Source organism: Amycolatopsis sp. NPDC051372 (assembly GCF_040682095.1).
In the GTDB taxonomy this organism is placed as follows: domain Bacteria; phylum Actinomycetota; class Actinomycetes; order Mycobacteriales; family Pseudonocardiaceae; genus Amycolatopsis.
In genome coordinates this window covers 22,046-45,821 of record NZ_JBFBAF010000030.1, presented here as the reverse complement: position 1 = coordinate 45,821, position 23,776 = coordinate 22,046, and the positions used below count along the sequence as shown (strand labels likewise).

Here is a 23,776-nt window from a genome sequence, read left to right as displayed (position 1 = left end):
CGCAGGTGTCGCGCTCGGTGGTGGCGGTGATGCCGTCGAGGTAGGCGGCCACGAGCAGGTCCTTGCCTGGGAATAGCTGGTAGAGCGTCCGCTTGGACACGCCGGCACGGTCGACCACCTCGGCGATGCCGGTGGTGTTGATGCCCTGGCGGTAGAACAGGTCGGTCGCCGCCGCCAGGATCCGCGATCGCGGACTCGTCGCCTCCGGTGTGCATGTCACCGCCTCTCGCCCAGGTACCGATCGGTACCTCCACCGGCACGCCGGTCCTTTTGCTGCAGCACTTCCGCGGCGGTCTCGACAACTGGGACCCGCTGCTGATCGACGGCCTGGCCACCGACCGCCCCGTGATCCTGCTGGACAGCGTCGGCGTCTCCGGCTCGGCCGGCGAAGTCCCGGTGACCTTCGAGGCCATGGCCGACTTCGCCGCCGACGTCGTGCGCGTCCTCGGCCTGGCGCTGGTCGACGTGGTCGGCTTCTCCATCGGCGGCGCCGTGGCCCAGGCCTTGACGTTCCGGCACCCCGAACTCGTGCGCCGCCTGGTGCTGCTCGGCACCATCCCGCCGGCCGGCGACATGAGCGAGGCCGAGGCGAAGGTGCTCGATGTCGTCATGCACCCCGACCTGACCCTGGACGACTACCTCTACCTTTTCTTCGGCCTCAGCGCCGCAGCCAAGCAGGCCGGCCGCGAGTTCTGGCAGCGTCGCCACCAGCGCACGACCGACTACGACCCCGAGGCCACCCCCGCCGTGGGCGAGCGCCAGCAGCAGGCCGTGGTGAGCTGGGCCCAGTGGCCCGAAGCCGACCGTGACGCCGCCCTGCAGGCCGTCACCCAGCCCACCCTGGTCGTCAACGGCGACCACGACATCATGCTGCCGACGGTCAACTCGCACCTCCTGGCGAAGCACATCCCGAACTCCCAGCTGATCATCTACCCGTACTCGGGCCACGCGTCGCAGTTCCAGTACCCGAAGGCGTTCCTGGCTCACCTGCGCCAGTTCCTCGACGCGGAGGTCGTGTTCAGCTGACCCACTGTCCGGACCGGACGGACCGTCACCGTCGGGCCGGACGGCCCGGCCGGTCAGGATCCGCGACCGTCCCCGGCGCGCCGTGGCGGTCGCGCTCCGCTGGGCTGTGACGGCGGGCACCGGAATACCGTGAACGGGCGGCCGCCCAGCCCCTACACTGTGCGCGTGTCTGCGCAGGTGATCGCCGGGCGTTATCGGCTGGAGGAGCGCCTCGGCGCCGGCGGGATGGGTGTCGTCTGGCGGGCGACGGATCTCGAATTGCGGCGGACGGTCGCGCTCAAGCGGTCGCTCGACGGCGACGGCGGGCAGATCCGGCGTGAGGCACGATTGGGCGCCTCGCTGCACCACCAGCACGTCGTGGCGGTGTTCGACTCTGTTGTCGACGGCGACGACCGGTGGCTCGTGATGGAGTACCTGCCGGCCCGAAGCCTGGAAGAGGTCGTCCGCAGCGACGGCGTCCTGAAACCGGAGCGGGCCGCGGCCGTCGGGGCGCAGATCGCGTCCGCGCTCGTCGCGATGCACGCGCGCGACATGGTGCACCGCGACATCACGCCCGGCAACGTCCTGGTCACCGACGACGGCACGGCCAAGCTCGCCGACCTCGGCATCTCCCGCTGGGACGAGGTCACGCTCACCGGCAGCGCCAGCGTCGGCGGCACCGCGGGTTACCTCGCGCCGGAGGTGGCGAACGGGTACGCCGCCGGCCCCGCCGCGGACGTTTTCTCGCTCGGCGCGACGCTGTTCGCCGCCGTCGAGGGCGTTTCCCCGTGGGGCAGCGGGGAAAACGGGCCGTTCGGGCAGCTGCGGCGCGCGGCGGAAGGCAAGGTGCAGTCCGCGCGCAACGCCGGCTCGCTCGCCCTCACGCTGGCGGTGATGCTCGACCGGCAGCCCGCGAACCGGCCCACCGCCGCAGAGGTCGAGGCCCTCCTCAGCGGCGCCCCGACCGCACAGCTGCCCCGCCGACGCCGCCCGCGACGGCTGAAGCTCGTCGCCGTCGGCGTGCTCGGCGCCGTCGTCCTTCTGGTGGCCGGTTTCCTCGTCTTCACGCGCAGCGAGGCGCCGCCCGCGAACGCGACGTCCGACCTCGTCGGCGACCCCCGCACCGCCGACCCGTGCTCGCTGCTGACGGTGAACTCGCTGGCCCCGTACGGCAAGGTGTTCCTCGAACCCAACCTCGGCACGTTCGCCCGCTGCGACCTCGACACCACCCTGGCCGACGGCAGCACGATCGTCACCAGCCTGGAGCTGACCGCGCCGGAGGAGTACCCGCAGGTGCCGCCGGTCCGCGGCCGCCTCGGCGACATCCAGCGCCCGAACGCCGACCCCGGCCGGTGCCGCCGCTACTTCGTCCTGCCCGACCTGCGGCTCGTCACCGTCAGCACCGTCCGCGCCGACGGCGGCGACTCCCCTCAGCTGTGCGCCATGTCCGACGCCGTGGTCGGCGACGCCTACGCACGCGTGGTCCGCGGCCCCATCGCCCGCCGCGCCCAGCCGTTCCCGCCGGCATCCCTGGCGCGCGTCGACGCCTGCACCCTCGTCGACGACGCGACTCTCCGCCGCGTCGCCGGCCCCGATTACCCGACCGACCGGTACTTCGCGAACTGGGCGTGTTCCTGGGGCGAGGACGCGGAGTCCGTGGACCTGTACTACGACCGTCAATGGCCCCTGGCCACCGACCCGCCCGACGGCCAGACTCCTACCACCGTCGGCGGACGCCGCGCGTACGTCGATCCGCACGACGACGACGGCGACGTTTGCGACGTCACCGTCGTCTACCGCACCTACACGCCGGCCCTGCCGACGGTGAAGGGCACGCCGGCCCAACGCGACGAGGTCGTCCTCGTGGAGCTCACGGACGAGGCCGACAAGGGGAAGCTCGACGTCATCTGCGCCACCGCGAAGTCGATCGCCGCGGTGGTCGCCGCGCGGCTGCCGTCAGCGTGAGGCCGCGCGCTCAAGAAATGCGTCGCGAGGTGCTGCGGGAGCCGCGGATACTCCGGCGGTGACCGATTCCGCGCTGCTACGACCCCGCGCCCTGAGGCCCGGAGATCTCGTCGTCATCGCCGCGCTGTCCGGGCCGCTGCAAGCCGGCTACGAGCCCGACCTCGACCAGGCGGTGGTCGTGCTCGAGCGGATGGGATTCCGCGTGCGCAGGGCACCGTTGCTCGAAGCGGGACGGCACCGGTGGTGGAGCGCGGCCGCGCCGGCGGAGATCGCCGCGGAGTTCAACGCTCTCCTGCGTGATCCCGAGGTGCGCGCGATCATCGCACACGACGGCGGCCAGACGGTGCTCGGTTACCTCGACCTGATCGACTTCGCCGCGATCACCGCTGACCCCAAGCCCATCCTCGGCTACAGCGACATCTCGCTGCTGCATCTCGTGCTCTACGCACGCACGGGCCTGGTCGGGTTCCACGCCGACCTGGCCACCCCCGGGCTCGGCGGGCACTGGCAAGCCGCCCCCGAACAGCGGAGGGCCGAGCTGGAGAAGCTCCATTCGAAGGTGCTGACCAGCACGGAAGCGATCGGTCCGCTGCCCGCCACCCCGTCCTGGGAGTGCTGGCGCGCCGGACGGGCCGAAGGCCGGCTGATCGGCGGGGTGATCAACCGCATCGTGCTGGCGCAGGCGACGCCTTTCGCGCTTCCGCTGGGCCGGTTCGACGGCGCGGTGCTGTTCTGGGAAGAGATGGGCGGCCTGGCGTCGTACGTGTGGAGTTATCTCCAGGTCCTGCGACACAGCGGCATCCTGGACCGGATCTCGGGCATGGTCGTGGGGGTCCCGCACGCGATCGACGGCCTCGCCGCGCCCCCGGAATCCCCGACGCTGCCCGAGATCGTCCTCGCCGACCGCGACATCCCGGTCCTGGGCAACGTCGAGTTCGGGCACGCCGGCCCGAACCTGCCGATGCCGGTCGGCCTTCGCGTCGGCCTCGACGCGCGGCAGCGGGCGTTGTCCTTGCTCGAACCGGCGGTATGCGCGTAGCTCAGGAGCCCAGCCGTGTGGTCAACTCCGCCACACCGTCACCACTGAGATCGGGCAGGAACACCGCACGGCCCGCCATCACCATCACCAGCGACAGCAGCGGCCGGCAGCCTCGGGCCCCGCGCCTTCGGCGAAGTCGGCGTCCGTCGCCCGCAGAGTCAGCCCCGCGGCCACAGTCTTGCTGTTCACCGCGAAGTTCTTCGTGGCGAAGAACCGGGCGACCGCGAGCAGTCCCTCGGCGTCCGGCTCGTGCTTCAGCCCCAGCGGCCGGCGAATGTCCTCGGCGTGAACGATCACCTCACCCAACCCCGCCGGAGACGGGCTTCACCGGCGTGGCGATGGGACCGACCCGGCGAAACCGCTCAAGCGTCTCCTCCGGCGTACTCCCCCGGAACTCCTCGAGCCGCCGCCGGTTGTGCACATCCCCGTCGAGCCGGGCCCCGATCATGTTGCGAAACCAGGCCCACCGCGACAGCGTCGCGGCCGCCCCGAGGTGGGCGACGACCTCCTCGACATCCCACTCGGCGCACAACGTCTCCGCCCGCCACTGTTGCGGCTCGAGCGCGCGCAGGTCTTCGACGAGCACGGCCAGCTCACGCGCCTGGAACTCCGGCAGGTCGTCCACGCCAGTGACAATAGCCGCCTCACCCGCACCGTGAGGGCTGTCCGGCGATCATCGGTGCGAGCGTCCGGATGTCGATGGGTACGCTGGATCCACGTGCCGAAGGAGGTTGCGGTCTGCATGGGTGATGGGCATGCGCCCGGACGGTCCGAGCAGGAGGACAGGCTCGGCGCCGAGTGGGAGACGCACCGGCCCGCGGTCTTCGGCGTAGCCTACCGGCTGCTGGGGAGCGTGGCCGATGCCGAGGACGTGGCCCAGGACGTGTGGCTTCGTGCGGCCGGATCCGACCTGCACGAGGTCGACGACCTTCGGGCCTGGTTGGTCACGGTCGCCGCACGACGGTCGTACGACATCCTCAAGAGCGCTCGCTCCCGCCGGGAATCCTATGTCGGGCCGTGGCTGCCGGAACCACTGCTGACCGGGCCGGACGCCTCGGAACGGGTGCTCGTCGACGAGTCGGTGAGCACGGCGATGCTGCTGATCATGGAGGAGCTGAGCCCACCGGAGCGGGTCGCCTTCGTCCTGCACGACATCTTCGGTTTCGAATTCGCCCGGATCGCGGAAGTGCTCGACGTGTCCGTACCGGCGGCCCGGCAGCTCGCCTCGCGGGCACGGCGCCGGGTGACCAAGGCGAAGCAGTCCCCTTCCCCGGCGCCGAAAGCGGAGCGCGAACGGCTGCTGGCGACCTTCCGCGCCGCCTACGAATCCGGCGACCTGGCCGGCCTGGTGCGGCTCCTGCACCCGGACGCCGTCTACGTCACCGACGGCGGCGGCAAGATCTCCGCGGCACGCAAGCTCATCCACGGTGGTGAGCGGGTGGCCGAGGTGATGGTGCGAGTGGGTCGCCAGTGGCGTCCGGACCACATCGACTTCGTCGAGGTCGGCGGCGAACCCGCCCTCGTGTTCCGCCGGCAGGGCCGCGTTTTCTCCGTCGACACGGTGCAGATCACCGACGGTCTGATCACCGCGTACCGCAGGGTCATGAACCCGGACAAACTTTCTCAGGTCTGAGCTGTCACACCCGCCGAGGCTGCCTCGTCTCCCTGCCGAGAACGCACGACGCGCCCGGACGGCGCGGCTCGGACCACACGAAGGAATCGAAGGAACTGTGACGAACACGCAGCGCGTCCGCATCGACAAGCAGCACCCGGCCGCCTACAAGGCCCTCATCGCCCTGTCGGCGGAGGCGGACAACGGCGCCGTCGCGGCCGGGCTCGACCCGCTCCTGGTCGAGCTGGTGCGGATCCGCACCTCCCAGATCAACGGCTGCGCGTTTTGTCTGCGCATGCACACCGGTGACGCCCTCAAGAAGGGCGAAAACCCCGACCGGATCGCGGTGCTGCCCGCGTGGGAGGAGACCGGCTACTTCTCGGCGACGGACCGCGCAGCCCTCCGGCTGACCGAGGCGATCACCCGCGTGCCGGACGGACACGTCAGCGACGAGGACTACAGCGCCGCCGCGGCCGAACTCACCGAAGACCAGATCTCGGCCGTCTCCTGGCTGGTCACGGTGATGAACGCTTTCAACCGCGTCGCCATCACCAGCCGCTACCAAGTCGCCGGCTGACCTCGCCCCGCCAGTCTGCCGGGCGCCGGCGGGCCGGCGGCCTCGGAGGAGGCCGCGGCCCTGGCGGCGGTGGCAGCGGGTTCGGTTCTGCTGCCGGGTGACGCGGGATACGACGACGGACGCCCTGTGTTCAACCTGAATCACGAACTGGTGCCCGTGGTGATCGTGCCGGCCCAGACCGCGGCCGATGCCCAGGCCTCGATCGCTTTCGCGGCGGAGGAGCACCGGCCGGTTCTGGTTGAGCGAATGGCCGACGCGCTGCGGGCGTGGGCCGATTGGCACCCGGGCACCCCGGAAACCATGATTTCGCCGTTCGCCGTTCGCCGTGCTGCGGCTGCCACCGCTGCCCGAACCGCTACGCGGCGCATTCATGATGTCCTTGCGGTTGGCCTACAACGGCACGGCCGAGGACGGCGAGCGCATGGTGGCTCCACTGCGGACAGTGGGCCCCGGCAATCCTCGACACCGTAAGGGACATGCCGTACAGCTCAAGAGGTCGGTCGCCGAGCTACTCGACGGCATGCGGCCCTGGCAAAGCGACCGGCGGCTGGTGAACAACCTCGCGCCGGTAGAGGCGCCCGACGCCGCCGCGATCTACGGACCGGAACGCTACACGCGCTTGGCGGCCGCCAAGTTGACCCACGACCCGGCCACCATGTTCCGGATCAACCACAACGTCGTGCCGGCCACCTGAACACGCAGATCCGCGCACTCATCCGGCCGGGTCCACAATGGACGTCACGGCGGGCGGCCACCGGAGCCGGAACGTCCCCGAACGAAAGTCAGCAGAACATGCCTCGACAGCTCGATCTGGCCCGGCGGCACGTCCACCTCGCGTGACGTGACAGCCACCTTTCGCGGAGAGTGGGAGGCCCAGCACCCCCGCGGGACGGTGATCTACCGCGATCTGACAGCCGACCCGCTCCCCCACCTCACCGACGACGTGTTCATCGCCGGGAACGAGGACCCCCTGCGTGCCACACTGGCCCGCGAGCTCGAACAGGCCGACGTCGCCTGATCGCCGCCCCGGTGTACAACCTCACGGTCCCCAGCACGCTCAAGGCCTGGATCGACTTCATCCCCGAGCTCACCTCCGCCGTGAAGCGGGCATGGGGGCCGGAAGCCGTTCGCCTGTGCGAGGCGTCTCGGGCCCGAGCACACGAGGACGCCGTCACCAAGGCCAAGGAGTTGGCGGCTCGCTTCGCCTGAGCCGCCCCGCCGACGACGTCCGAGCCGACGAGTGCTGAGCCACACCGGGCCCGCCGGGTACCGTGCGGCAGTGACCACGCTCGACGACCGCGGCGGTGCGCCGCTCAGGCGGCTGCACTGCGCGCCGCACCCGGGGCGGAAGTACCTGCCCATCGAGCTCGCCCTGCGCGACATGCGGGCCGCGCACGGGCGCGACCCCGAGACGGGTGACGGGTCCGGCACGCGGTCGTGGGTCGGGGTCTGCCTGGGCATGATCGTGCTCGACACGTTGTCGGGGACGTCCGTGCCGGCGGGGCAGCGATTCAAGCGGCTGCTGATCGAACACGACGTGGACCACGACGACGCGGTGGTGCTGTGGATCATCCGCAACTCGCTGCTGCACGGCTACGGCCTGCCACGTCCGGCCGACGTGCGGCACCGGCGCGTGGAGGTGACCGGCGAGACCGACGCGTTCGCACTCGACACCGGCGACGCACGACTGGTGCGGCTGAGCGCACCGGTGTTCTGCAGCCACCTCGTGGAACGGGTGGCGGCGTCGGTGCCGCACCGGTGGGACACGAGCCTCATCCACACGCACGACGCGCCCGCGGACGTTCGCTACGTGCCGTCCCCCGACCGCGGCGACCACATCGGGTAGGGGACTCCTGCTCGCGGATCCGCCGGCCCCGCCCGCAGCGGTTTTCAGAGCGAGCCGGTCGCCGCTTGCAGGCCGAGGCTCGTGGCCGCGACGGCGATCCACAGGACGCCGCCGAGCAGGAGCGGGCGCGGGCCGGCGCGCCGCATGTCCGCCAAACGCAGGGAAAGCCCGATGCCCGCCAGTGCGGTGGTGATGAGGAACGTGCCCACTGTGGACAGTGCGGGGTGCCAGGAGGCGGGCACGACGCCGAGGGTGTCGAGCGCCGCGGCGGCGATGAAGCCCACCAGGAACAGCGGGACGATGCGCCGCCACGGCATGGTGCGGATGCTGAACCCGGCCCCGCCCGCGTTCTGACGGGCTTCGCGGCGGGCGGTGAGGAACGCGAGCACGATCACGATGGGGATGAGCGTGAGCGTGCGGGTCAGCTTGACGACGATGCCGTACGAGCCGGCGTCGCCGCCGTAGGCGAAGGAGGCGGCGACGACCGAGGAGGTGTCGTTGATGGCCGTGCCCGCCCACAGGCCGAAGCTGTGCGAGCTCATGCCGAGCAGGTGGCCCAGCGGCGGGAACAGCAGCACGGCGGCGATGTTGAAGGTGAAGATCGTGCCGATGGCGTAGGCGACGTCCGTCTGCTTCGGCTTGATGACGGCGGTGGTGGCGGCGATCGCGGACGCGCCGCAGATGCCCGTGCCCACGCCGATCAGCGTGCGTGTGTCGCGATCGATGCCGAGCCGGCGGCCCAGCAGCCAGGCCCCGCCGAGGGCCACGGTGAGCGTGCCGAGCATGACGGGCAGCGACTGCACCCCGACGCGGACCACTTCCTGCAGCGACAGCCCGGTCCCGAGCACGACGATCGACAGCTGGAGCACCGGTTTCGAGGCCACGCCGTAGCCCGGCGCCCACCGCTGCTCGCGCAGCCCCGGCACGACCGCCGCGGCCAGCGCGCCGAGCAGGATGCCGAACACGGGTCCGCCGACGATCGGGACCAGCGAGCCCAGCGCGGTCGCGACCCCGGCGACGAGAAGCGCCACCAGCAGTCCCGGAACGGCTTCGGCGACGCGGTCCCGCGCCGGGTGCCGGTCGGCGACCCGGTCCTGGGTGGCGGTCACCGGGCGCCCGCTCGTTCGCGTGTCCCCATCGACATTCCCCTCCCGAGTCCGCCCGTGCCCAAATGTACGTACATTGAACGTAGATTATGTCCGCACATTTGGCTACCGGTAGTGTCGGGCGAGACAGCCCGGAGGAGGCCATGGCCCCACGAACGCTGAGCCGCTCCGGCTCCGAACCGCTCTGGCGCCAGCTCCAGCGCGAGCTGCTGACCAGGCTCGATGCCGGCGAGTTCACCGAACAGTTCCCGGGCGAGCTCGCGCTGGCCGAGGAGTACGGTGTCAGCCGCCACACGGTGCGCCAGGCCCTGCGCCAGCTCCGCGCCGACGGGGTGGTCGTCGCCGAGCGCGGTCGTCAGCCGCGGGTCGCCCCGCCGGCCGAGATCGCGCAGCCGCTGGGCGCGCTCTACAGCCTGTTCACGTCCGTCGAGGCGGCCGGCCTCGCGCAGCACAGCATCGTCCGCACGTTCGACGTCCGCGCCGACGCACTCGTCGCCGAGCGCCTCGACCTCGAAGCCTCGACGCCGCTGGTCTATCTGGAGCGCCTCCGCCTGGCGGGCGACGAGCCGCTGGCGATGGACCGCGTGTGGCTGCCCGCCGACGTCGCGAAACCGTTGCTGCAGGCCGACTTCACGCACACCAGCCTCTACGGCGAGCTCGCCCGCCGCACCGGCATCCGCCTCGACCAAGGCCGCGAAGAGGTGCACGCCGTCATCCCCACCGCCGCCGAACGCACCCAGCTCGCCTGCGCCCACGACGTCGCGGCCTTCGCCATCAACCGCCTGAGCCACTCCCAGGGCCGCCCGATGGAGTGGCGCCACACCCTCGTCCGCGGCGACCGCTACGCGTTGACGGCCGAGTTCTCCGCCGCCGGGTACCGGCTGGTCAGCCAGTCCTGACGCGCCACGCGGCCGCGAACCGCACCAAGTCGGAGATCACTCGCGCGTCACTCACGGGTCATCGAGTTCTTCCGGAACCGCGCGGGCGAGGTGCCCACCGCGGCGCGGAACGCCTCCACGAACGCCGATTCGGACCGGTAGCCGACCTCCCCCGCGATGCGCACCACGAATCGGTCGGAGTTCGCCAGCAGGTCGGCGGCGATCATCATGCGGACGGTGGTGAGCAGCGTCGACACGGTGCCCCCGGTGCGCGCCGTGAACCGCCGCACGAACGTGGCACGCGACATCGAGGCCGCCGCGGCCATGCGCTCGATGGTCCACGGTTCGCGGGGCCGTTCGACGACGCCGGCGATCACCTCACCCAGCACGTCGTCACCCATCGCGGTCCCCAGCGCGGGCATCCTGAGGCGTTGCTCGGGGCGGCTGCGCAGCGCCATCGCGAGCAGCGCGTCGCACACCGAGGACACGATGGCGCTCGTTCCCGGGCCGTCGAAGGCGGCTTCCGCGCGCAGGACCTCGGCCAGGGCGAGCGCCGAAGCGTTGAGCGTGACGTGCAGCAGGGACGGCAGCAGGCGGAACAGCAGCATTCCGGCGGCTGTGTCGAAGTGGAAGTGGCCGCAGAACAGGTCGTGGTCGGGCTCGGCGCCGACGGTGCGGCGAGTGGTGAACGCGGCGCCCTGTTCGTCTTCGAACGGCAGCTCCCGGCCTGAGGTCACTCTGACGTGGTGGGCGTCGCCGTGCGGGAGGACGAGCAGATGCCCGGGGGCGAGGTCGACGACGGCCGCCGCCGTGGTCACGGTGCACCTGCCTTCGAGCGCGACGTAGAACGGCATTTGCCAGGGTGCCGCCGCTTCGTGGTCCACGGAGAACCTGCCGGCCATCAGGCACCGCACGTCGATGCTGCTCTCCGGGTGCACGAGCCGGATGAGCCGGCTCAGCGCGTCCATGAGCCGATTCCGGTGAAACGTGAGCCGTTCACGCGTGGTCCCCTCCTTCGGTGCGGGCAATCATCCAAGGGCCTCGAACGTGAACGCCACCGGATCAGAGGTGGCGCAAGCGTAGTCTGCGAAGCGCAGGTTCGACGCGCTTCGCTCAGTGTCCACGCAACAGATTCACGAGGTATTCGGGAACGTCGCGAGAAACGGAGACAAAGCCATGCCGACGATCACCACCGACGACGGTGTCGAGATCTTCTTCAAGGACTGGGGCACCGGCCAGCCGATCGTGTTCAGCCACGGTTGGCCGCTGTCGGCGGACGACTGGGACAACCAGATGTTGTTCTTCCTGCAGCAGGGCTATCGCGTCATCGCCCACGACCGGCGCGGTCACGGCCGCTCGTCGCAGGTCGCCGACGGACACGACCTCGACCACTACGCCGACGACCTCGCCGCGGTCACCGCGCACCTCGACCTGCACGACGCGATCCACGTCGGGCACTCCACCGGCGGCGGCGAGGTCGTGCGCTACCTGGCCCGCCACGGCGAGGCCCGCGTCGCCAAGGCCGCGATCCTGTCCGCCATCCCGCCGCTGATGCTGCAGACCGACTCGAACCCGGGCGGCCTGCCCAAGAGCGCCTTCGACGACCTGCAGGCGCAGCTGTTGGCCAACCGTTCGGTGTTCTACCGTGCGGTGGCCTCGGGCCCGTTCTACGGCTACAACCGGTCCGGCGCCGAACCCGACGAGGCGATCATCCAGAACTGGTGGCGCCAGGGCATGATGGGTAGCGCGCTGGCCCACTACGACGGCATCGTCGCGTTCTCCCAGACCGACCAGACCGAGGACCTGAAGAAGATCACCGTCCCCGTCTTCGTCGGCCACGGTGACGACGACCAGGTCGTCCCCTACGCCGACGCCGCCCTGCTGTCGTCGAAGCTCCTGCAGAACGCCACGTTGAAAATCTACCCGGGCTTCCCGCACGGCATGCCGACCACCAAGGCCGAGACGATCAACGCGGACCTGCTGGAGTTCTTCCGCTCCTGACCGGCGCGCCCTGCTCTACCTCGCCCCCGCAGCGGGCGAGGTAGAGCGACTCGTCCGGACTGCCGTTTCCTGTGTGGACAGTCCGTCGGCAGCTCGCCGGGTCACCGCACGGTGAGCCGCGTGAGGCTTGCCGTCGGGTTCCCGGTGACGTGGACGGCGACGTAGCGCGCCGTGCCGGTGAGGGCGACCGTCGTGGTGCGGCGCGCGGTGGGCGTTCGCGCTGCGGTGTAGGTGCGGCCGTCGATGCTCGTCTCGACCGTGAAGGCGGGTAGGCGGCCGCCGGTCCAGGTCAGTTCGGCCGTGGTGACGTCGTGGGCCGCTCCTAGGTCGACGACGAGGCGGCCGTTCGGGCCCGGGCGCCACGAGGTGCGCGGATCGTCGTCGACGGCGGCGGCAGGGGTGGTCATGCCCGGTGGGAGGGGTTCGGCGGGGAAGGTGACCGCGCCCAAAGCCAGGTCCGGCAAGGGGTACGGGCGGGTCCGGTGGGCGGTGACCGTCACCGGGTGCCGGGCGGGGAGGACCACGGGCCGCCATGGTTCGCCCGTCGGCTGCACCGAAAGAACCACGGTGCGGTCGGCGGTCAGCCGGAGAGTGGCGGCGTCGACGACGGTCGCGCGCACGCCGGCGGGCAGGGCGTGGCCCACGCCGCGCACGGTGAAGCGCGCCGGTTCGACGCGGGCTTCGGCGGGCGACGCCGACACCGACCACGAAGTGCCGGTCGCGGTGACGACCTGCGAGCCCTGGTACAGCGCCGCAGCTCCGCCCGAGGCGGGCAGGGTCAGGGTTCCCGACGTCGCTGCGCCGGAGAGATTGAACAGCACGAGGTGCCCGTCGAGCACGGAAACCCGCAATGCCGCGTCACTCGCCGTCGGACGGGGCGCGCGCACCGCGGCGTCCAGCTCGCGCGGGTCCGGGTGGCATTCGACGTGCAGGGGCGCGGAATCGCCGTCGGACAGCACGATCCGGTCGCCGGTGACGGTGGCCGGGTGCGGTGAGCCGGACACGACGAACCCGGCTCGGCCGTCGACGTCGAGCCAACCGCCGGTCGTGCTGACGGCGGGCAGCGGGTAGGTGCCGGCCGCGGTCCACGTGGTGCCGTCGGCCGAGGTTTCCACGCGATAGCGACGGCCGGCGGCGGCCTCCCAGGCCACGCAAACGCGGTCGAACCGTTGTGGCGCACCGAAATCGAGCGCGAGCCAGCTGTCGGCGCGCGGGCGGTCGGCGACGGAGACAGCCCAGCGCGTGGTCGCGTCGCCGTCGTTCGCGTACTTCGCCTCCTTGCCCGGCGAAGCCGAAGAGGCCGAAGCCGCGGCCGCGCGGGCGAGGTCGGGGCCCGGCGCCCCGTCGCGGACTTCGAACGACCACACCGAATATCCGTACGCCGGGTCCGGCTGCACGCCGAGGATCCGCACGTACCGGGCCGTCACCGCGGAGAAAGTCACGTCGTCGGTGCGCCCGCCGCCGGACGGCGGCGCCGGCGCGACGGGGACGGTCACCACGCCTTCGGCGGTGCGGTAGGTCCGCTCGCCGGTCAGCCCCGGCACGCCGGGCATGGCGAGGTTGTACACCGACACCACACCCTCGCCGGCGCCCAGACCGGTGCTGGAGTACACCGCCGCGCCCGTCGGCAGGGTCGCGAAACCGGCGTAGCCGTGGTCGAACTTCCACACCGCGGCGCTCGCGTCGAAGCCGTCGCGAACCTTCGCCCACGTCGTCGCGTGCCGGTCCCGCACGGCCAGCGCGGTGGACGGCAGCAACATGGGCGTGGCCCCGCTGACGGCGAACAGCCAGTCGTCGTGGTGCGGCTGCCACGCGAACTTCGTGAACCCCGGTTTGCTCACCGCCGCTGCCCACGCGGCGGGGCTGCGGTGCGCGAGCAGGCCGGGCCCGTCGCCGAAATCCGCGACGCCGACGGCGTGCGCGTCGAATTCCGCCTGGCTCACCGGACGCACCGGGCCACCGTGGTCCGCGCGCCATTCGTGCAGCAGGTAGCTGATCGCGATCTCCGCGCGTGCCTCCGGCTCGTACTTGGGCTCGCCCGAGAACTTCGTGACGCGATCAGCGGGCGCGTAGGCCTGGTACGGCTCCAGCCGTTCGGCCAGCTGCGCCTCGGCGCGCGCGGCGTAGCGGTCGCCGAGCACCTGCGCGCGGAACGCCAGCGGGATGACGTCGCGGCCGTACAGGTGCTCGCGGTCGGCGACCATCGGCATCAGGGGTTCGCCGGCGTCGCTGGCCATCAGCAGCATCGTGCGCCACAGCAGCTCGCCGTTGGGCTGCGCGGTGAGCACCTCCGGCAGCGGCTGCCCGGCCAGCAGGAAGTGCATCGCGTTGCGGCCGGAGGTCCGCCAGAGCTCTTCCTGGTAGTGCGGGCCGAAGGAACCGTGGTTCTCCACCAGGAACGTGTCGTAGAGGTTCTCCGCCGTGTTGGCGGAGATGGGCACACCGTCCACCACGCGCGGGTTGGCCAGGTCCGCGGCGGGCAGCGCGGTCTCGTTGCGGCTCCACCGCCCGAACCACTCGCGCCACTGCACGGCGCGGGGATCCGTTGCGGCCCAGGCCATCCCCGGGGCGAGGGCCTGGGCGTACACGCCCATCTCCTCCAGCTTGGTGTCGCCGACGTGCCCGCCGGCCAGCCCGTTCGGCGTCCAGTCGCCGGACAGCGGGTCGTTGCCGGTACCGAGCCCGGCGGTGTACGCGGCCTGCCCGGTCGCGATCTCGTCCAGGTTCGCGCGCGTGGCAGCGTCGAGGTCGTGCCACGGCAACCGGCCGGCCAGCTGGAAATAGGACTGGAACGTGGTGTCGAAGAACAGCCGGCGGCCCCACTCGGTGCCGCCGGTGATGAGGTTGCTCGCCGCGAAGTGCCGGATGGTGTCGACGGTGTGCCGGTGCAGTACCTCGCGCTCGACGCCCGTGACCGCAGCGTCGTACCCGTCTCGCGTGAGCAGGACCGCGTTGCCCAGGACCACGGCGAACGTGAAGTCCTTCGCCGGGTAGACGCCGGCCGCCGGGTCGAACTGCTGCTCGGCCCAGCGGGTGTGGCGCAGCAGCACGCGCAGGTAGGTCGCGGCGACGTCGTCGGGCGCTTCCCCACCGCGGGCCGGGGCGTCGGCCCGCGCCGCCGGGGTCACCAGGCCCGCGCTCACCAGCGCGAGCCCGCCCGCGCCGAGTCCCTGAAGCACCGCGCGCCGCCTCAGCGCCATGTCCGCCCCCTCGTTGACAACCTTGTCACCACGTCGGCGCCGATTCTGCTTGCCGAGGCGACCGGCAGGCAACGCCGGACGGGAAACCCGTCCGATTCAGGACAACTCAGCCGGCGTCGGACCCGTTCGCGGTGCGCCCCAGCCGCAGAGCGGAAACGAGGAAGAAGATGCCGCCCAGGGTGGCGTAGCCGGCGAGGGTGGTGAGGGACGCACTGTCCTTTGTGGCCTGCAGGGCGAACGAAGCGCCGGCCAAGACGGAGATGCCGCCGCTGAAGATCACGGGCCACTGGCCGCCCAGGGTGCGGCGCAGGAGGCCGACCGCGAGCTGCACGAGGCCGGCCACGATCGCCCAGGCGCCCCAGACGCCGAGGACGGCGGGGATGCCCGACGAGGCCGCCACGGCCAGGCCCACGGCGGCGAGCAGGCTGATCACCACGTTCACATACAGGCCGGTGACCGGCTTGCTCCCCTTCGCCGAACGGGCGTCGACGACGGCCGCGGCCACGTCGAACAGCGGGTAGAGCACGAGCAGTGTGGTGCTGACCGGACCGAGGCTCGCCCCGGTCACGAACAGCAGCGCGGCCCAGACCACAGCGAACGCGAAACGGATGAAGTACAGCCGCCGCAAGGGTTTCGCGATGCCCACGGGGGCCGGAGCGGTACTGGTGCTCATGGAGTTCTCCTTCGTCGCGGGACTGTGCCCGGCCAGGTAGACAGATCGTTCTATCTTGTGGTGAGGACTATGGCAGCCGCGAAGCCGAGTCGTCAAGACCGACCGTTCTATCTGCTACCGTGGAACCATCGACGAGAGGTGGGCGGCGAAGTGTCCGAAGCACGAGCCCGGCTGCTCGCTTCGGCGACGCGGCTGTTCTATTCGGAGGGTCTCCACTCGGTCGGCATCGACCGGGTCATCGCCGACGCGGGCGTCACGCGCGCCACGCTCTACCGGCACTTCCCGAGCAAGGACGACCTGCTGGTCGCGTACCTGACGGCGGCCGACCAGGCGATCCGCGCCGACATCGAGACCGCTCGCGCCGGCAGGGCCTCCGGGGCCGACGCCGTCCGCGCGGTCGCCGAGTCGATCGCCGACGGCATCCGCACGCCCGGATTCCGCGGCTGCGCGTTCCTCAACGCCGTCGCGGAGTACCCCGATCCCGCGCACCCCGTCCACCAGGCCGTTCTCACTCACCGGCAGTGGTTCCTGGAGGTCGTCACCGAGCTGCTCGCGCAGGCCGGCGAGACGGCGCCCGAGCCGGCCGCGAGGCACTTCGTCATGCTGCGCGACGGCGCCATGGCCGCCGGCTGCCTCACCGATCCGGCACCGGTCTGCGAAACCTTCCGCCTCGGCGTCGAGGGAATCCTGAAGTACCGGGACACTCCGGTCGTGACCCCGAAGAAGACCGGCCGGGCGTCGTAGGTTCGATCCATTTCGCCTGGTCGCGCGCCGCCACCCTCGACCTCCGGCGCGCGCGGCGGTGAGCGCCGCCACTATTGAATGAACATTCATTGACCTTCGGGCGCTCCCGTGTCACCGTCTTATTAAATGAACATTCATTAGCGGAGGCAGTCATGACCAGCACCCTCGCCCCCGCCCACTGGACCCCCGACCGCATCGGCGACCTGCGCGACCGCGTCGCGCTCGTGACCGGCGGCAACAGCGGCATCGGCCGCGAGACCGCCCGCGTGCTGACCCACCACGGCGCTCGCGTCCTCCTGGCCGGCCGCAGCCAGGAGAAGCTCGACGAAGCCGTCGCCACCCTGCGCAACGACCAGCCCACCGCGCGGCTGGACACCGTCGTGCTGGACCTGGGCTCCCTGGCCTCGATCGCCGAGACGGCCGGGCGGCTGGCGGCCACCGAGACGATCGACCTGCTCTTCAACAACGCCGGCGTCATGAACGTGCCGGAGCGCCGCACGACCTCGGACGGGTTCGAGCTGACCGTCGGCACCAACCACCTCGGGCACTTCGCCCTCACCGCCGGATTGCTGCCCGCGCTGCGCCGCGCCGAGGCCGCACGAGTGGTCAACGTCAGCGCGATCGCCGCGACCTGGCGCTCCGGCCGGCTCGACGACCTGATGAGCCTGCGGCGCTACGGCGGGATGAGCGCGTACGCGAAGTCCAAGCGCGCAACGGTCGTCTTCACCCAGGAGCTGTCCCGGCGGCTGGCCGGTACCGCCCTGCGCGCGGTGTCCGTGCACCCCGGCTCGGCCGTGACCAACCTGCAGCGCCACTCCGAAGGCGTGGTCTCTCGGGCGATGATCGCGTTGCTCCGCAACGTGGCCATGGGCTCCCCGGAGGGCGCGGCCTGGCCGTCGCTGTACGTCGCGACCAGCCCCGAAGTGATCAGCGGCGCCTTCTACGGCCCCGCCGGCCGCGACCAGACCTCCGGCACTCCGAAGCCGGTCAAGCTCCCCCGCGGCGCGGACGAGCCGGCCGAAGGCGCCCGCCTCTGGGCCGAAAGCGAACGCCTCACCGGCGTCACCTTCGCCCTCTGAGCTCCCGAAAGGACCTGCTCCCATGACCGACCCGACCTTCGACCTCCGCCGGCAGGACGTCGACCCCGCGCTCCTCGAGGCCCAGCGCGAGGTGAACGCCGTGCTCGCGAAGATGCCCCACCCGGACGTCCGAACGCCCGAGGGGCTCGCCGCCCTGCGCGCCGGCACCGCCCACAACCCCGGCGTGCCGGACCTGAGCCCCACCGAACGCCACGTCGAGGGCCCCGCCGGCCCCCTCCGGCTGCGCGTGTTCACACCGCCCGAGCCACGCGCGCTCCTCTACCGCATCCACGGCGGCGGCTGGGCCGCCGGAGCACCGGAGGACGACGACCTCGTCAACGACCGCCTCGCCCGTGCGACCGGCGCGATCGTGGTCAGCCCGGAATACCGGCTGGCGCCCGAGGCCACCGTCCCCGAGCAGATCGAGGAGACCGTCGCCGTCGCCCGCCGGCTCGCCCGGCACGCGGCCGCGGAGTTCGGCACCGGCCGGCTGCTGATCGGCGGCATCTCCGCCGGCGCGCACCTCGCCGCAGCGACGCTGCTGGCCCTGCGCGACGCCGGTGACCCCGCGTTCGGCGCGTTCGGGGGCGCTAACCTCGACTGCGGCATCTACGACCTGGGCCTGTCCCCCAGCGCCGCCGCGGCCACCGAAGACAGCCTCGTGCTCACCCGGTCCTGGATCGACGGCCTGCCCGACCTCGCCCTCCCGCGCCACACGCCGGAGCAACGGCGCGCCCCGCAGCTGTCCCCGGCTCTGGCCGACCTCGCCGGTTTCCCGCCCACCCTGCTGACCGTCGGCGATCTCGACCCACTTCGCGACGACGCGATCCTGCTCGCCTCCCGGCTGCGTCTCGCCGGCCGCGACGCGCGGCTGGAGATCTGGCCCAAAGCCCCGCACGCATTCACCAACATGGCCACCCCGCTGGGAGACCTCGCCCTCGACAGCGCCATCGCGTGGATCAACGACCTCCTCGAGCCACCGCGCACGGCGCCCGACCCCGCGGCGGTCGTGCACCGGTTCGTCACCGAGGTCGTCAACGGCGGCGACCTCGACGTCGTCGACGAACTCTGGCACGACGACCTCGCGTGGCACGCCGGCAGCGCCGGCGACCTCCACGGCCTCGAGGCCTACAAGGCGTCCCTGCGCGCCGCGATCGGCGATGCCTTCACCGGCATGCACCTGACCGTGCACGACACCCTCGTCGACGGCGACACAGTCGTGCTCCGGTTCACCAACAGCGGCACCCACACCGGGCCGTTCCTCGGTGTCGCCGCCACCGGCCGTCACGCGAGCTGGTTCGGCATCGGCATCTACACCGTGCGGGCGGGCAAGATCGCCGAGGCGTGGTTCGGCGAGGACATGCTCGGCCTGCTGCGGCAGCTCCGCGCGAATGAACATTCATTAGGATGACGGCATGGCCCGGACCCGAGACCCCGAGAGCAAGCAGCGGCAGCTGCTGGACGGCGCGCTCGCCGAGTTCGCCGAGCACGGCATCGGCGGCGCCCGCGTGGAGCGCATCGCCACCCGCGCCGGGGTCAGCGCCGGGCTCGTGTATTCCTTCTACGACGGCAAAGAAGGGCTGTACGAGGCGGTCTACGACGCCATCGTGGAGCAGGTCGTCTCCGGGATCCCCCTCGACGCGGACGACCTGCCCGAATACGCGGGCCAGCTCTACGACGCGGGACTGCGGTACCCGGACGTGATGCGCTTCATCACCTGGTACCAGCTCGAACGCGGCGGCGTCCGGCCCGTCGTCGCCAAGTCCATGACCGACAAAACCGCCGCGATCGAGGACGCGCAGCGCCGCGGCGCCGTGACCGCTCAGCGAACGCCCGGCGAGCTGCTCGCCCTCGTGCTGACTATCGCGAACATGTGGCAGAACCAGGGCGAAGACGTCGGCGGCCTCGTCCCCGAACCCGAACGCCGCCGCCTCGTCACCGACACCGTCCGGCAGCTGGTGGACCCGGCTCACTGACGGCGGTCCGTCCGCTGTCCATCCACTGTGGAGCGGATTCCGCGCCTCGCACCGCCGCGACGGCACGCGCGCACCGCTTCACCCGAATCGGAGGAGCCCGCGGCCCCCGGACGTGTTTCGGTGACGGCAATCGCCCCGGGGGGCGGGCGCGAGACCTGCGGAGGGCTCATGACCGGAGACACGCGGCCCCGGGTCGTCGCGGGCAGGCTGTGGGCCGGCGGCGGCGCGACGGCAGTGGTCGCGGCACTGGCCGCCATCGTGGTGGTGCTCGTCGCGCGCGGCCTGTTCGACGTGCCCGTGCTGGCCCCTGAAGGCGAGGGCGCTTGGGGCGGTGTCGGCACGGTGGCCTACGCGGTCGGCGCCGCCGTCGTCGCCCTCGCGGCGACGGGACTGCTCCACCTGCTTTTGATCAGCACGCCACGCGCGAAGTCGTTCTTCGTTTCGATCATGCTGCTCGTCACCGCGATCGCCGTCGTCATCCCGCTGGGCCTCGACGCGGACCGCGGCGCCCGGTTCGCGACGGCCGCGGGGAACCTCCTCATCGGTCTCGTGATCACGAGCACGCTGTCCGGCGTCGCCGGCGCGGCGGTCCGGGCGGGCCGGGCGGTGCGGTGAGCTCAGCCCGGCGGCACCGGGGAACCGATCCCGGCGCCGGAATTCACCTCCGCCGGGTGATGCCGCGAGGGGCGGTCGCTGGGAACGCTTCCGGTGACCGTTTACGGCAGCTCTCGCGGGCGGAGCCCGCGGCCGGGGCAGGCCGGGGGACACGGCCGGGAGCCGCTCGACCCTGTTTGGCGGTCCGTTGTGGACGGACCTCCCGGTCGTGCGGGTGTCGAGCATCGGAGGCGTGATGGCACTGGCTCAATCGGACTACCCGTTCCTGGACGTGATCTGGACCATGCTGGTGTTCTTCGGCTGGGTGGTCTGGTTCTGGATGCTCATCGTGATCTTCGGCGACCTCTTCCACCGCTCGGACGTCTCGGGCTGGGGCAAGGCCGGCTGGACCGTGTTCGTCCTGGTGCTGCCGTTCATCGGCGTGCTGATCTATCTCATCGCGCAGGGCAAGCACATGGGCGAACGCCGCCGGGCCGAGGCGTCGTCCAACCAGAAGCAGTTCGACGACTACGTTCGCTCGGTGGCCGGCAACGGCGACAAGGGCGCCGCCGGCCAGATCGCCGAAGCGAAGAAGCTTCTCGACACCGGCGCCATCAACGCGCAGGAGTACGAATCCCTGAAGGCCAAGGCACTCGCTCGGTGAGCGCGGGCCGGCCAGGCCCCGCCGGCAGGCCGAGGCCGGCGGGGCCGCTCCTGCTCTCCGCCGCGACCGGGTGACCGGCCAGGCCGGTTTCCGGTAAGGAGCAGGCGGAGGTGGGCATGGCCGAGCAGGGGGGCGACCGAAACGCCGGGCGGCGACGCGCGGCGGGCATCTACGGGGTGATCGTCACCGCGGCCATCCTGACCGCCGTGGGCGGGCAGCTCTCCACCCTGTCGCTGGCCGTCGCGGTCGTGGTCACGCTGCTCGTCTACTGGACGGCCGAGGAATACGCGGAGCTGCTGGGCGAGGAAGTCGAGGACGGCAAACTGCCGAGCCGGGCACGGATCGCCGCGGAGCTGCGGGCCACGTGGCCCATGGTGACGGCCTCTTTCGGCCCGATCGCCGCGCTGCTGCTGGCCCGGCTCGCCGGCGCCTCACCCGTGGCCGCGGCCAACACCGGGCTGGCGGTGGCCGTGGTGGTCCTGACCTACCACGCGTGGTCCGCGGCGCGGGTGGCCCGGCTGCGCGGCGCGGCGCTGATCGTGACGACCTGCGCGGCCGGGCTGCTCGGCGTCGTCATGATCCTGTTGAAGAACCTGATTCTCGTCCACCTGCATTGAACGGCACCCAGTCGGCGCCCGTCTCCTCGCGGAACGCCGCCACAGCGGCGCCGACAGTGGGGTAGAAACGAGTGGGGTCCAAGGTACGGGTCAGCTCGTACCGGTCGATCTTGCGCCGCACCGGGTCCTTGACTTCGGCCATGACCAGGTTGATGTCGCGGGCGTTGAGCTCGTCGTCGAGGTCACGAAGCATGTCGGCCGCGGTCGTGTCCAGGTCGGTCACCGGCTCGGCGGCCACGAGAATCCAGCTGGGGGCGGGACTTTCCGAGGCCAGCCGGCGGATCTCGCCGCGGAAGGTCCTGGCGTTGGCGAACATCAGCGGCGCGTCGAACCGGAAGATCACCAGGCCCGGAAGCCGCAGTGCGTGCGGGTAGGACCGGACGTCGTGGAACCCGCGCAGACCCCCGACCTGCCCGAGGATCGTGTGGTAAGGCAGCCACGCGTGCCGGAACACGTTCAGGATCGACAGTCCCACGGCGATCGCGATGCCGGGCAGCACGCCGAGCAGGGCAACGCCGGCCAGCGCGGCGACCGAAAGCAGGAACTCGGTCTTGCGCTGCCGCCACAGCCGCACCGTCCCGGGCACGTCGGACAGCGACAGCGCGGCGGCGATGACGATCGCGGCCAGTACCGGCTGTGGCAGGTTCCGGAACAGGCCGGGCGCCGCCACGATCATCACCGTGATCAGCACAGCGCCGACGACGCCCGTCAGCTGGGTGCGCGCCCCCGCCTGCTGCGCGACCGCGGTCCGCGAGCCGCTGGTGCTGACCGGAAACCCTTGGAAGAGCCCTGCCGCCAGGTTCGCCACCCCGATGCCCGTCATCTCCTGGCCGGCCGGGCGTCGGTCACGAGCGCGGCGGGTCGCGACGGGAACCGGGGGTTGCGGCCGGCCGGCCCAGCAGGCCCAGCCGGCGTCGACGGCCCGGCCCCGTAGCTCTCGGTCGCCTCGCGAGGCGACCCGTCGAGCCGGCGGTGCTGCCCGGACAGCCGGGGCTGCTCGTCGGCGCGCTCACGTGGACAGCTCACGTTCGGCCGGGGTGCGGAACTTCGGCACCACGCGTGTCTCCCCCAGCCACGTCGTCAGGCGGGCGGCTTCGGCTTCCAGGGTGGCCGCCCGGTCGGCGCCGACGTCCTCCAGGAGGCGCAGCACGACCTCGCCGGTCGGGCGCTGGGCCCAGGCGCCGACGACGCGGCCGTCGCACCAGGCGGTGGGGCCGATGTTGCCGCTGCGGTCGAAGAGGGCGGGGCGGTGGGGGCCGAGGTACCAGTCGCGGGCGGACCAGCCCATGGGCGTCGGATCGAGGGCGGGGAGCAGAGCGACCCAGGGTGCCGGTTCCGGGACGGGCTCGAGGTCGTCGGACAGGACGAGGCCGGGTTCGCCGTCGAGGTCGACCTCCGTGGGAGCGACGGCGGCGAGGGCCTGTTTGGTCTGGCCGGCCGTCCAGCCGGTCCACCAGCGCAGGTCGGCGACGGGTGCCGGGCCGAAGGCGCGCAGCCAGCGCCGCGCTAGTTCGGCGCGGGCGTCGGCGGTCGGGACCGGGGGCAGGCCGCCGGGGAGCCAGCCGTCGAGCGGGGCCCAGTGGTACTGCGTGCTGAGCCAGCTGCCGCGCGGGCGTCCGCGCACGATGCGGCCGTCGACGGCGAGCTGGAAGAGCACGCGGCTGGTGACGTTGCCGATCGCCGCGTACGGCTTACCCTTGGCCATGTGGAGCTGCTGGCGCAGGCGCGGTTCGTCGTCGACCAGGTCCTGCGCGGTGGCGGATCCCCTGGCGCGCAAGGCTTTCTCGACGCTCGCGGCAACGTCGGCGAGCCAGCTCGGTGGATCGTCCACATTGGTGGGATGGCCGACCGTGCCGAGGTGCTGTTCGAGCAGTTTCCGTTGCTTCGCAGCGATATCGCTCGCGCAGCCGGCCTGCACGAGCGCGGCCGTGGCCACCTCGGCGACGAACATCGTGCGGCGCATGCCGAGGAGCCGCAACAACGTGCGGTCTTCGTACAGCGCGCGCTCGACATCGGCGACGCCCACTTCCGGCACCCGCGCCCACGCGGCGAGGAACACCGACGCCGGGTCGGTCGCGTGCAGGGCGACGACCCCGGCGGCGGCCTCCTCGACGGTGGCCGCGGGAACCGCGAGGTGGTGGCGCACGCCGAGCCGGGCACGGCGTTGCGCGAGGGAGATCTTCACGCTGTCGTTGTACCA

At 71.8% G+C, this 23,776-nt stretch carries 25 protein-coding genes and 2 pseudogenes; 18 read left to right on the top strand and 9 right to left on the bottom strand.

Translation table 11 applies throughout. From position 1 onward, the window contains the following. Nucleotides 1–55 precede the first annotated feature (55 nt). Nucleotides 56–220: pseudogene (locus AB0M56_RS36710) on the bottom strand (helix-turn-helix domain-containing protein); the annotation flags it as partial. Here AB0M56_RS36710 and AB0M56_RS36705 point away from each other — a divergent pair. The 3 genes from AB0M56_RS36705 to AB0M56_RS36695 all read left to right on the top strand — a co-directional run bounded on the left by AB0M56_RS36705 (nt 214) and on the right by AB0M56_RS36695 (nt 4,009). Further along, a complete protein-coding gene (locus AB0M56_RS36705; RefSeq protein ID WP_364184934.1) occupies nt 214–1,026 on the top strand; it encodes an alpha/beta hydrolase in 813 nt (270 codons plus the stop codon). The pseudogene AB0M56_RS36710 and the gene AB0M56_RS36705 sit on opposite strands and share 7 nt — an antisense overlap. Before the next feature lie 165 nt (nt 1,027–1,191). After that, on the top strand, nt 1,192–2,970 hold the full coding sequence (locus AB0M56_RS36700) for a serine/threonine-protein kinase (RefSeq protein WP_364184932.1): 1,779 nt from the start codon (nt 1,192–1,194) through the stop codon (nt 2,968–2,970). 58 nt (nt 2,971–3,028) lie between these two features. Further along, nucleotides 3,029–4,009: an LD-carboxypeptidase gene (locus AB0M56_RS36695; protein WP_364184930.1), complete on the top strand. Its 981-nt coding sequence runs from the start codon at nt 3,029–3,031 to the stop codon at nt 4,007–4,009. An 84-nt stretch (nt 4,010–4,093) separates the two neighbouring features. Here the strand turns inward: AB0M56_RS36695 and AB0M56_RS36690 are convergent, their stop codons facing one another. Both AB0M56_RS36690 and AB0M56_RS36685 read right to left on the bottom strand, forming a co-directional pair. Then, a complete protein-coding gene (locus AB0M56_RS36690) occupies nt 4,094–4,306 on the bottom strand; it encodes a hypothetical protein (protein ID WP_364184929.1) in 213 nt (70 codons plus the stop codon). A gap of 1 nt (nt 4,307) precedes the next feature. After that, nucleotides 4,308–4,634 (bottom strand): maleylpyruvate isomerase family mycothiol-dependent enzyme, encoded by a 327-nt coding sequence (locus tag AB0M56_RS36685; RefSeq protein WP_364184928.1) that lies wholly within the window; start codon nt 4,632–4,634, stop codon nt 4,308–4,310. Nucleotides 4,635–4,751: 117 nt separating this feature from the next. On the opposite strand from AB0M56_RS36685, the gene sigJ reads away from it, so the two are divergent. From sigJ to AB0M56_RS36655, 6 genes are all read left to right on the top strand, one after another. Next, nucleotides 4,752–5,642 carry an RNA polymerase sigma factor SigJ gene (sigJ, locus tag AB0M56_RS36680; protein ID WP_364184927.1) on the top strand — a complete coding sequence of 297 codons (891 nt, stop codon included), beginning with the start codon at nt 4,752–4,754 and terminating at the stop codon, nt 5,640–5,642. A gap of 97 nt (nt 5,643–5,739) precedes the next feature. Continuing rightward, nucleotides 5,740–6,198 (top strand): carboxymuconolactone decarboxylase family protein, encoded by a 459-nt coding sequence (locus tag AB0M56_RS36675; RefSeq protein ID WP_364184926.1) that lies wholly within the window; start codon nt 5,740–5,742, stop codon nt 6,196–6,198. Between the two features lie 325 nt (nt 6,199–6,523). After that, nucleotides 6,524–6,892, top strand: a complete 369-nt coding sequence (locus tag AB0M56_RS36670; protein WP_364184925.1) for a hypothetical protein — start codon at nt 6,524–6,526, stop codon at nt 6,890–6,892. Nucleotides 6,893–7,039: 147 nt separating this feature from the next. Beyond that, the gene (locus AB0M56_RS36665) at nt 7,040–7,216 is read left to right on the top strand and encodes a hypothetical protein (protein ID WP_364184924.1); all 177 of its coding nucleotides are present in this window, start codon (nt 7,040–7,042) and stop codon (nt 7,214–7,216) included. Between the two features lie 11 nt (nt 7,217–7,227). Next, nucleotides 7,228–7,407 carry a hypothetical protein gene (locus tag AB0M56_RS36660; protein ID WP_364184923.1) on the top strand — a complete coding sequence of 60 codons (180 nt, stop codon included), beginning with the start codon at nt 7,228–7,230 and terminating at the stop codon, nt 7,405–7,407. Nucleotides 7,408–7,477: 70 nt separating this feature from the next. Then, a complete protein-coding gene (locus AB0M56_RS36655; RefSeq protein ID WP_364184921.1) occupies nt 7,478–8,044 on the top strand; it encodes a hypothetical protein in 567 nt (188 codons plus the stop codon). A 44-nt stretch (nt 8,045–8,088) separates the two neighbouring features. On the opposite strand, the gene AB0M56_RS36650 is transcribed toward AB0M56_RS36655, so the two are convergent. Continuing rightward, on the bottom strand, nt 8,089–9,153 hold the full coding sequence (locus AB0M56_RS36650) for a putative sulfate exporter family transporter (RefSeq protein WP_364184920.1): 1,065 nt from the start codon (nt 9,151–9,153) through the stop codon (nt 8,089–8,091). A 140-nt stretch (nt 9,154–9,293) separates the two neighbouring features. Between AB0M56_RS36650 and AB0M56_RS36645 the strand changes: the two genes are divergently transcribed. Then, nucleotides 9,294–10,049 carry a GntR family transcriptional regulator gene (locus AB0M56_RS36645; protein ID WP_364184918.1) on the top strand — a complete coding sequence of 252 codons (756 nt, stop codon included), beginning with the start codon at nt 9,294–9,296 and terminating at the stop codon, nt 10,047–10,049. A 47-nt stretch (nt 10,050–10,096) separates the two neighbouring features. On the opposite strand, the gene AB0M56_RS36640 is transcribed toward AB0M56_RS36645, so the two are convergent. Continuing rightward, the gene (locus AB0M56_RS36640; protein ID WP_364184916.1) at nt 10,097–10,996 is read right to left on the bottom strand and encodes an AraC family transcriptional regulator; all 900 of its coding nucleotides are present in this window, start codon (nt 10,994–10,996) and stop codon (nt 10,097–10,099) included. A 208-nt stretch (nt 10,997–11,204) separates the two neighbouring features. On the opposite strand from AB0M56_RS36640, the gene AB0M56_RS36635 reads away from it, so the two are divergent. Beyond that, the gene (locus AB0M56_RS36635) at nt 11,205–12,029 is read left to right on the top strand and encodes an alpha/beta hydrolase (RefSeq protein WP_364184914.1); all 825 of its coding nucleotides are present in this window, start codon (nt 11,205–11,207) and stop codon (nt 12,027–12,029) included. A gap of 101 nt (nt 12,030–12,130) precedes the next feature. Here AB0M56_RS36635 and AB0M56_RS36630 read toward each other — a convergent pair whose 3' ends face one another. Together AB0M56_RS36630 and AB0M56_RS36625 are read right to left on the bottom strand one after the other, a co-directional pair. Continuing rightward, nucleotides 12,131–15,229 carry a discoidin domain-containing protein gene (locus AB0M56_RS36630; RefSeq protein WP_364184912.1) on the bottom strand — a complete coding sequence of 1,033 codons (3,099 nt, stop codon included), beginning with the start codon at nt 15,227–15,229 and terminating at the stop codon, nt 12,131–12,133. A 106-nt stretch (nt 15,230–15,335) separates the two neighbouring features. Next, a complete protein-coding gene (locus tag AB0M56_RS36625; RefSeq protein ID WP_364184911.1) occupies nt 15,336–15,902 on the bottom strand; it encodes a hypothetical protein in 567 nt (188 codons plus the stop codon). A gap of 150 nt (nt 15,903–16,052) precedes the next feature. Between AB0M56_RS36625 and AB0M56_RS36620 the strand changes: the two genes are divergently transcribed. From AB0M56_RS36620 to AB0M56_RS36590, 7 genes are all read left to right on the top strand, one after another. Beyond that, complete coding sequence (locus AB0M56_RS36620) at nt 16,053–16,646, top strand: TetR/AcrR family transcriptional regulator (RefSeq protein WP_364184909.1); 594 nt, start codon at nt 16,053–16,055, stop codon at nt 16,644–16,646. 152 nt (nt 16,647–16,798) lie between these two features. Continuing rightward, the gene (locus AB0M56_RS36615; RefSeq protein ID WP_364184908.1) at nt 16,799–17,725 is read left to right on the top strand and encodes an oxidoreductase; all 927 of its coding nucleotides are present in this window, start codon (nt 16,799–16,801) and stop codon (nt 17,723–17,725) included. 22 nt (nt 17,726–17,747) lie between these two features. Then, nucleotides 17,748–19,136, top strand: a complete 1,389-nt coding sequence (locus tag AB0M56_RS36610; protein WP_364184906.1) for an alpha/beta hydrolase fold domain-containing protein — start codon at nt 17,748–17,750, stop codon at nt 19,134–19,136. Nucleotides 19,137–19,140: 4 nt separating this feature from the next. Beyond that, nucleotides 19,141–19,701: a TetR family transcriptional regulator gene (locus tag AB0M56_RS36605; protein WP_364184904.1), complete on the top strand. Its 561-nt coding sequence runs from the start codon at nt 19,141–19,143 to the stop codon at nt 19,699–19,701. 168 nt (nt 19,702–19,869) lie between these two features. Continuing rightward, the gene (locus AB0M56_RS36600; RefSeq protein WP_364184902.1) at nt 19,870–20,316 is read left to right on the top strand and encodes a DUF6069 family protein; all 447 of its coding nucleotides are present in this window, start codon (nt 19,870–19,872) and stop codon (nt 20,314–20,316) included. Between the two features lie 235 nt (nt 20,317–20,551). Beyond that, entirely contained in the window at nt 20,552–20,959 is a 408-nt protein-coding gene (locus AB0M56_RS36595; RefSeq protein WP_364184900.1) for an SHOCT domain-containing protein, read from the top strand. Between the two features lie 116 nt (nt 20,960–21,075). Further along, entirely contained in the window at nt 21,076–21,576 is a 501-nt protein-coding gene (locus AB0M56_RS36590) for a hypothetical protein (RefSeq protein ID WP_364184898.1), read from the top strand. Here the strand turns inward: AB0M56_RS36590 and AB0M56_RS36585 are convergent. Both AB0M56_RS36585 and AB0M56_RS36580 read right to left on the bottom strand, forming a co-directional pair. Beyond that, nucleotides 21,533–22,402: pseudogene (locus AB0M56_RS36585) on the bottom strand (SulP family inorganic anion transporter); the annotation flags it as partial. The gene AB0M56_RS36590 and the pseudogene AB0M56_RS36585 overlap by 44 nt on opposite strands. Nucleotides 22,403–22,585: 183 nt before the next feature. Then, nucleotides 22,586–23,761, bottom strand: coding sequence for a winged helix DNA-binding domain-containing protein (locus AB0M56_RS36580; RefSeq protein ID WP_364184896.1), 1,176 nt, complete (start codon nt 23,759–23,761; stop codon nt 22,586–22,588). Nucleotides 23,762–23,776 lie beyond the last annotated feature (15 nt).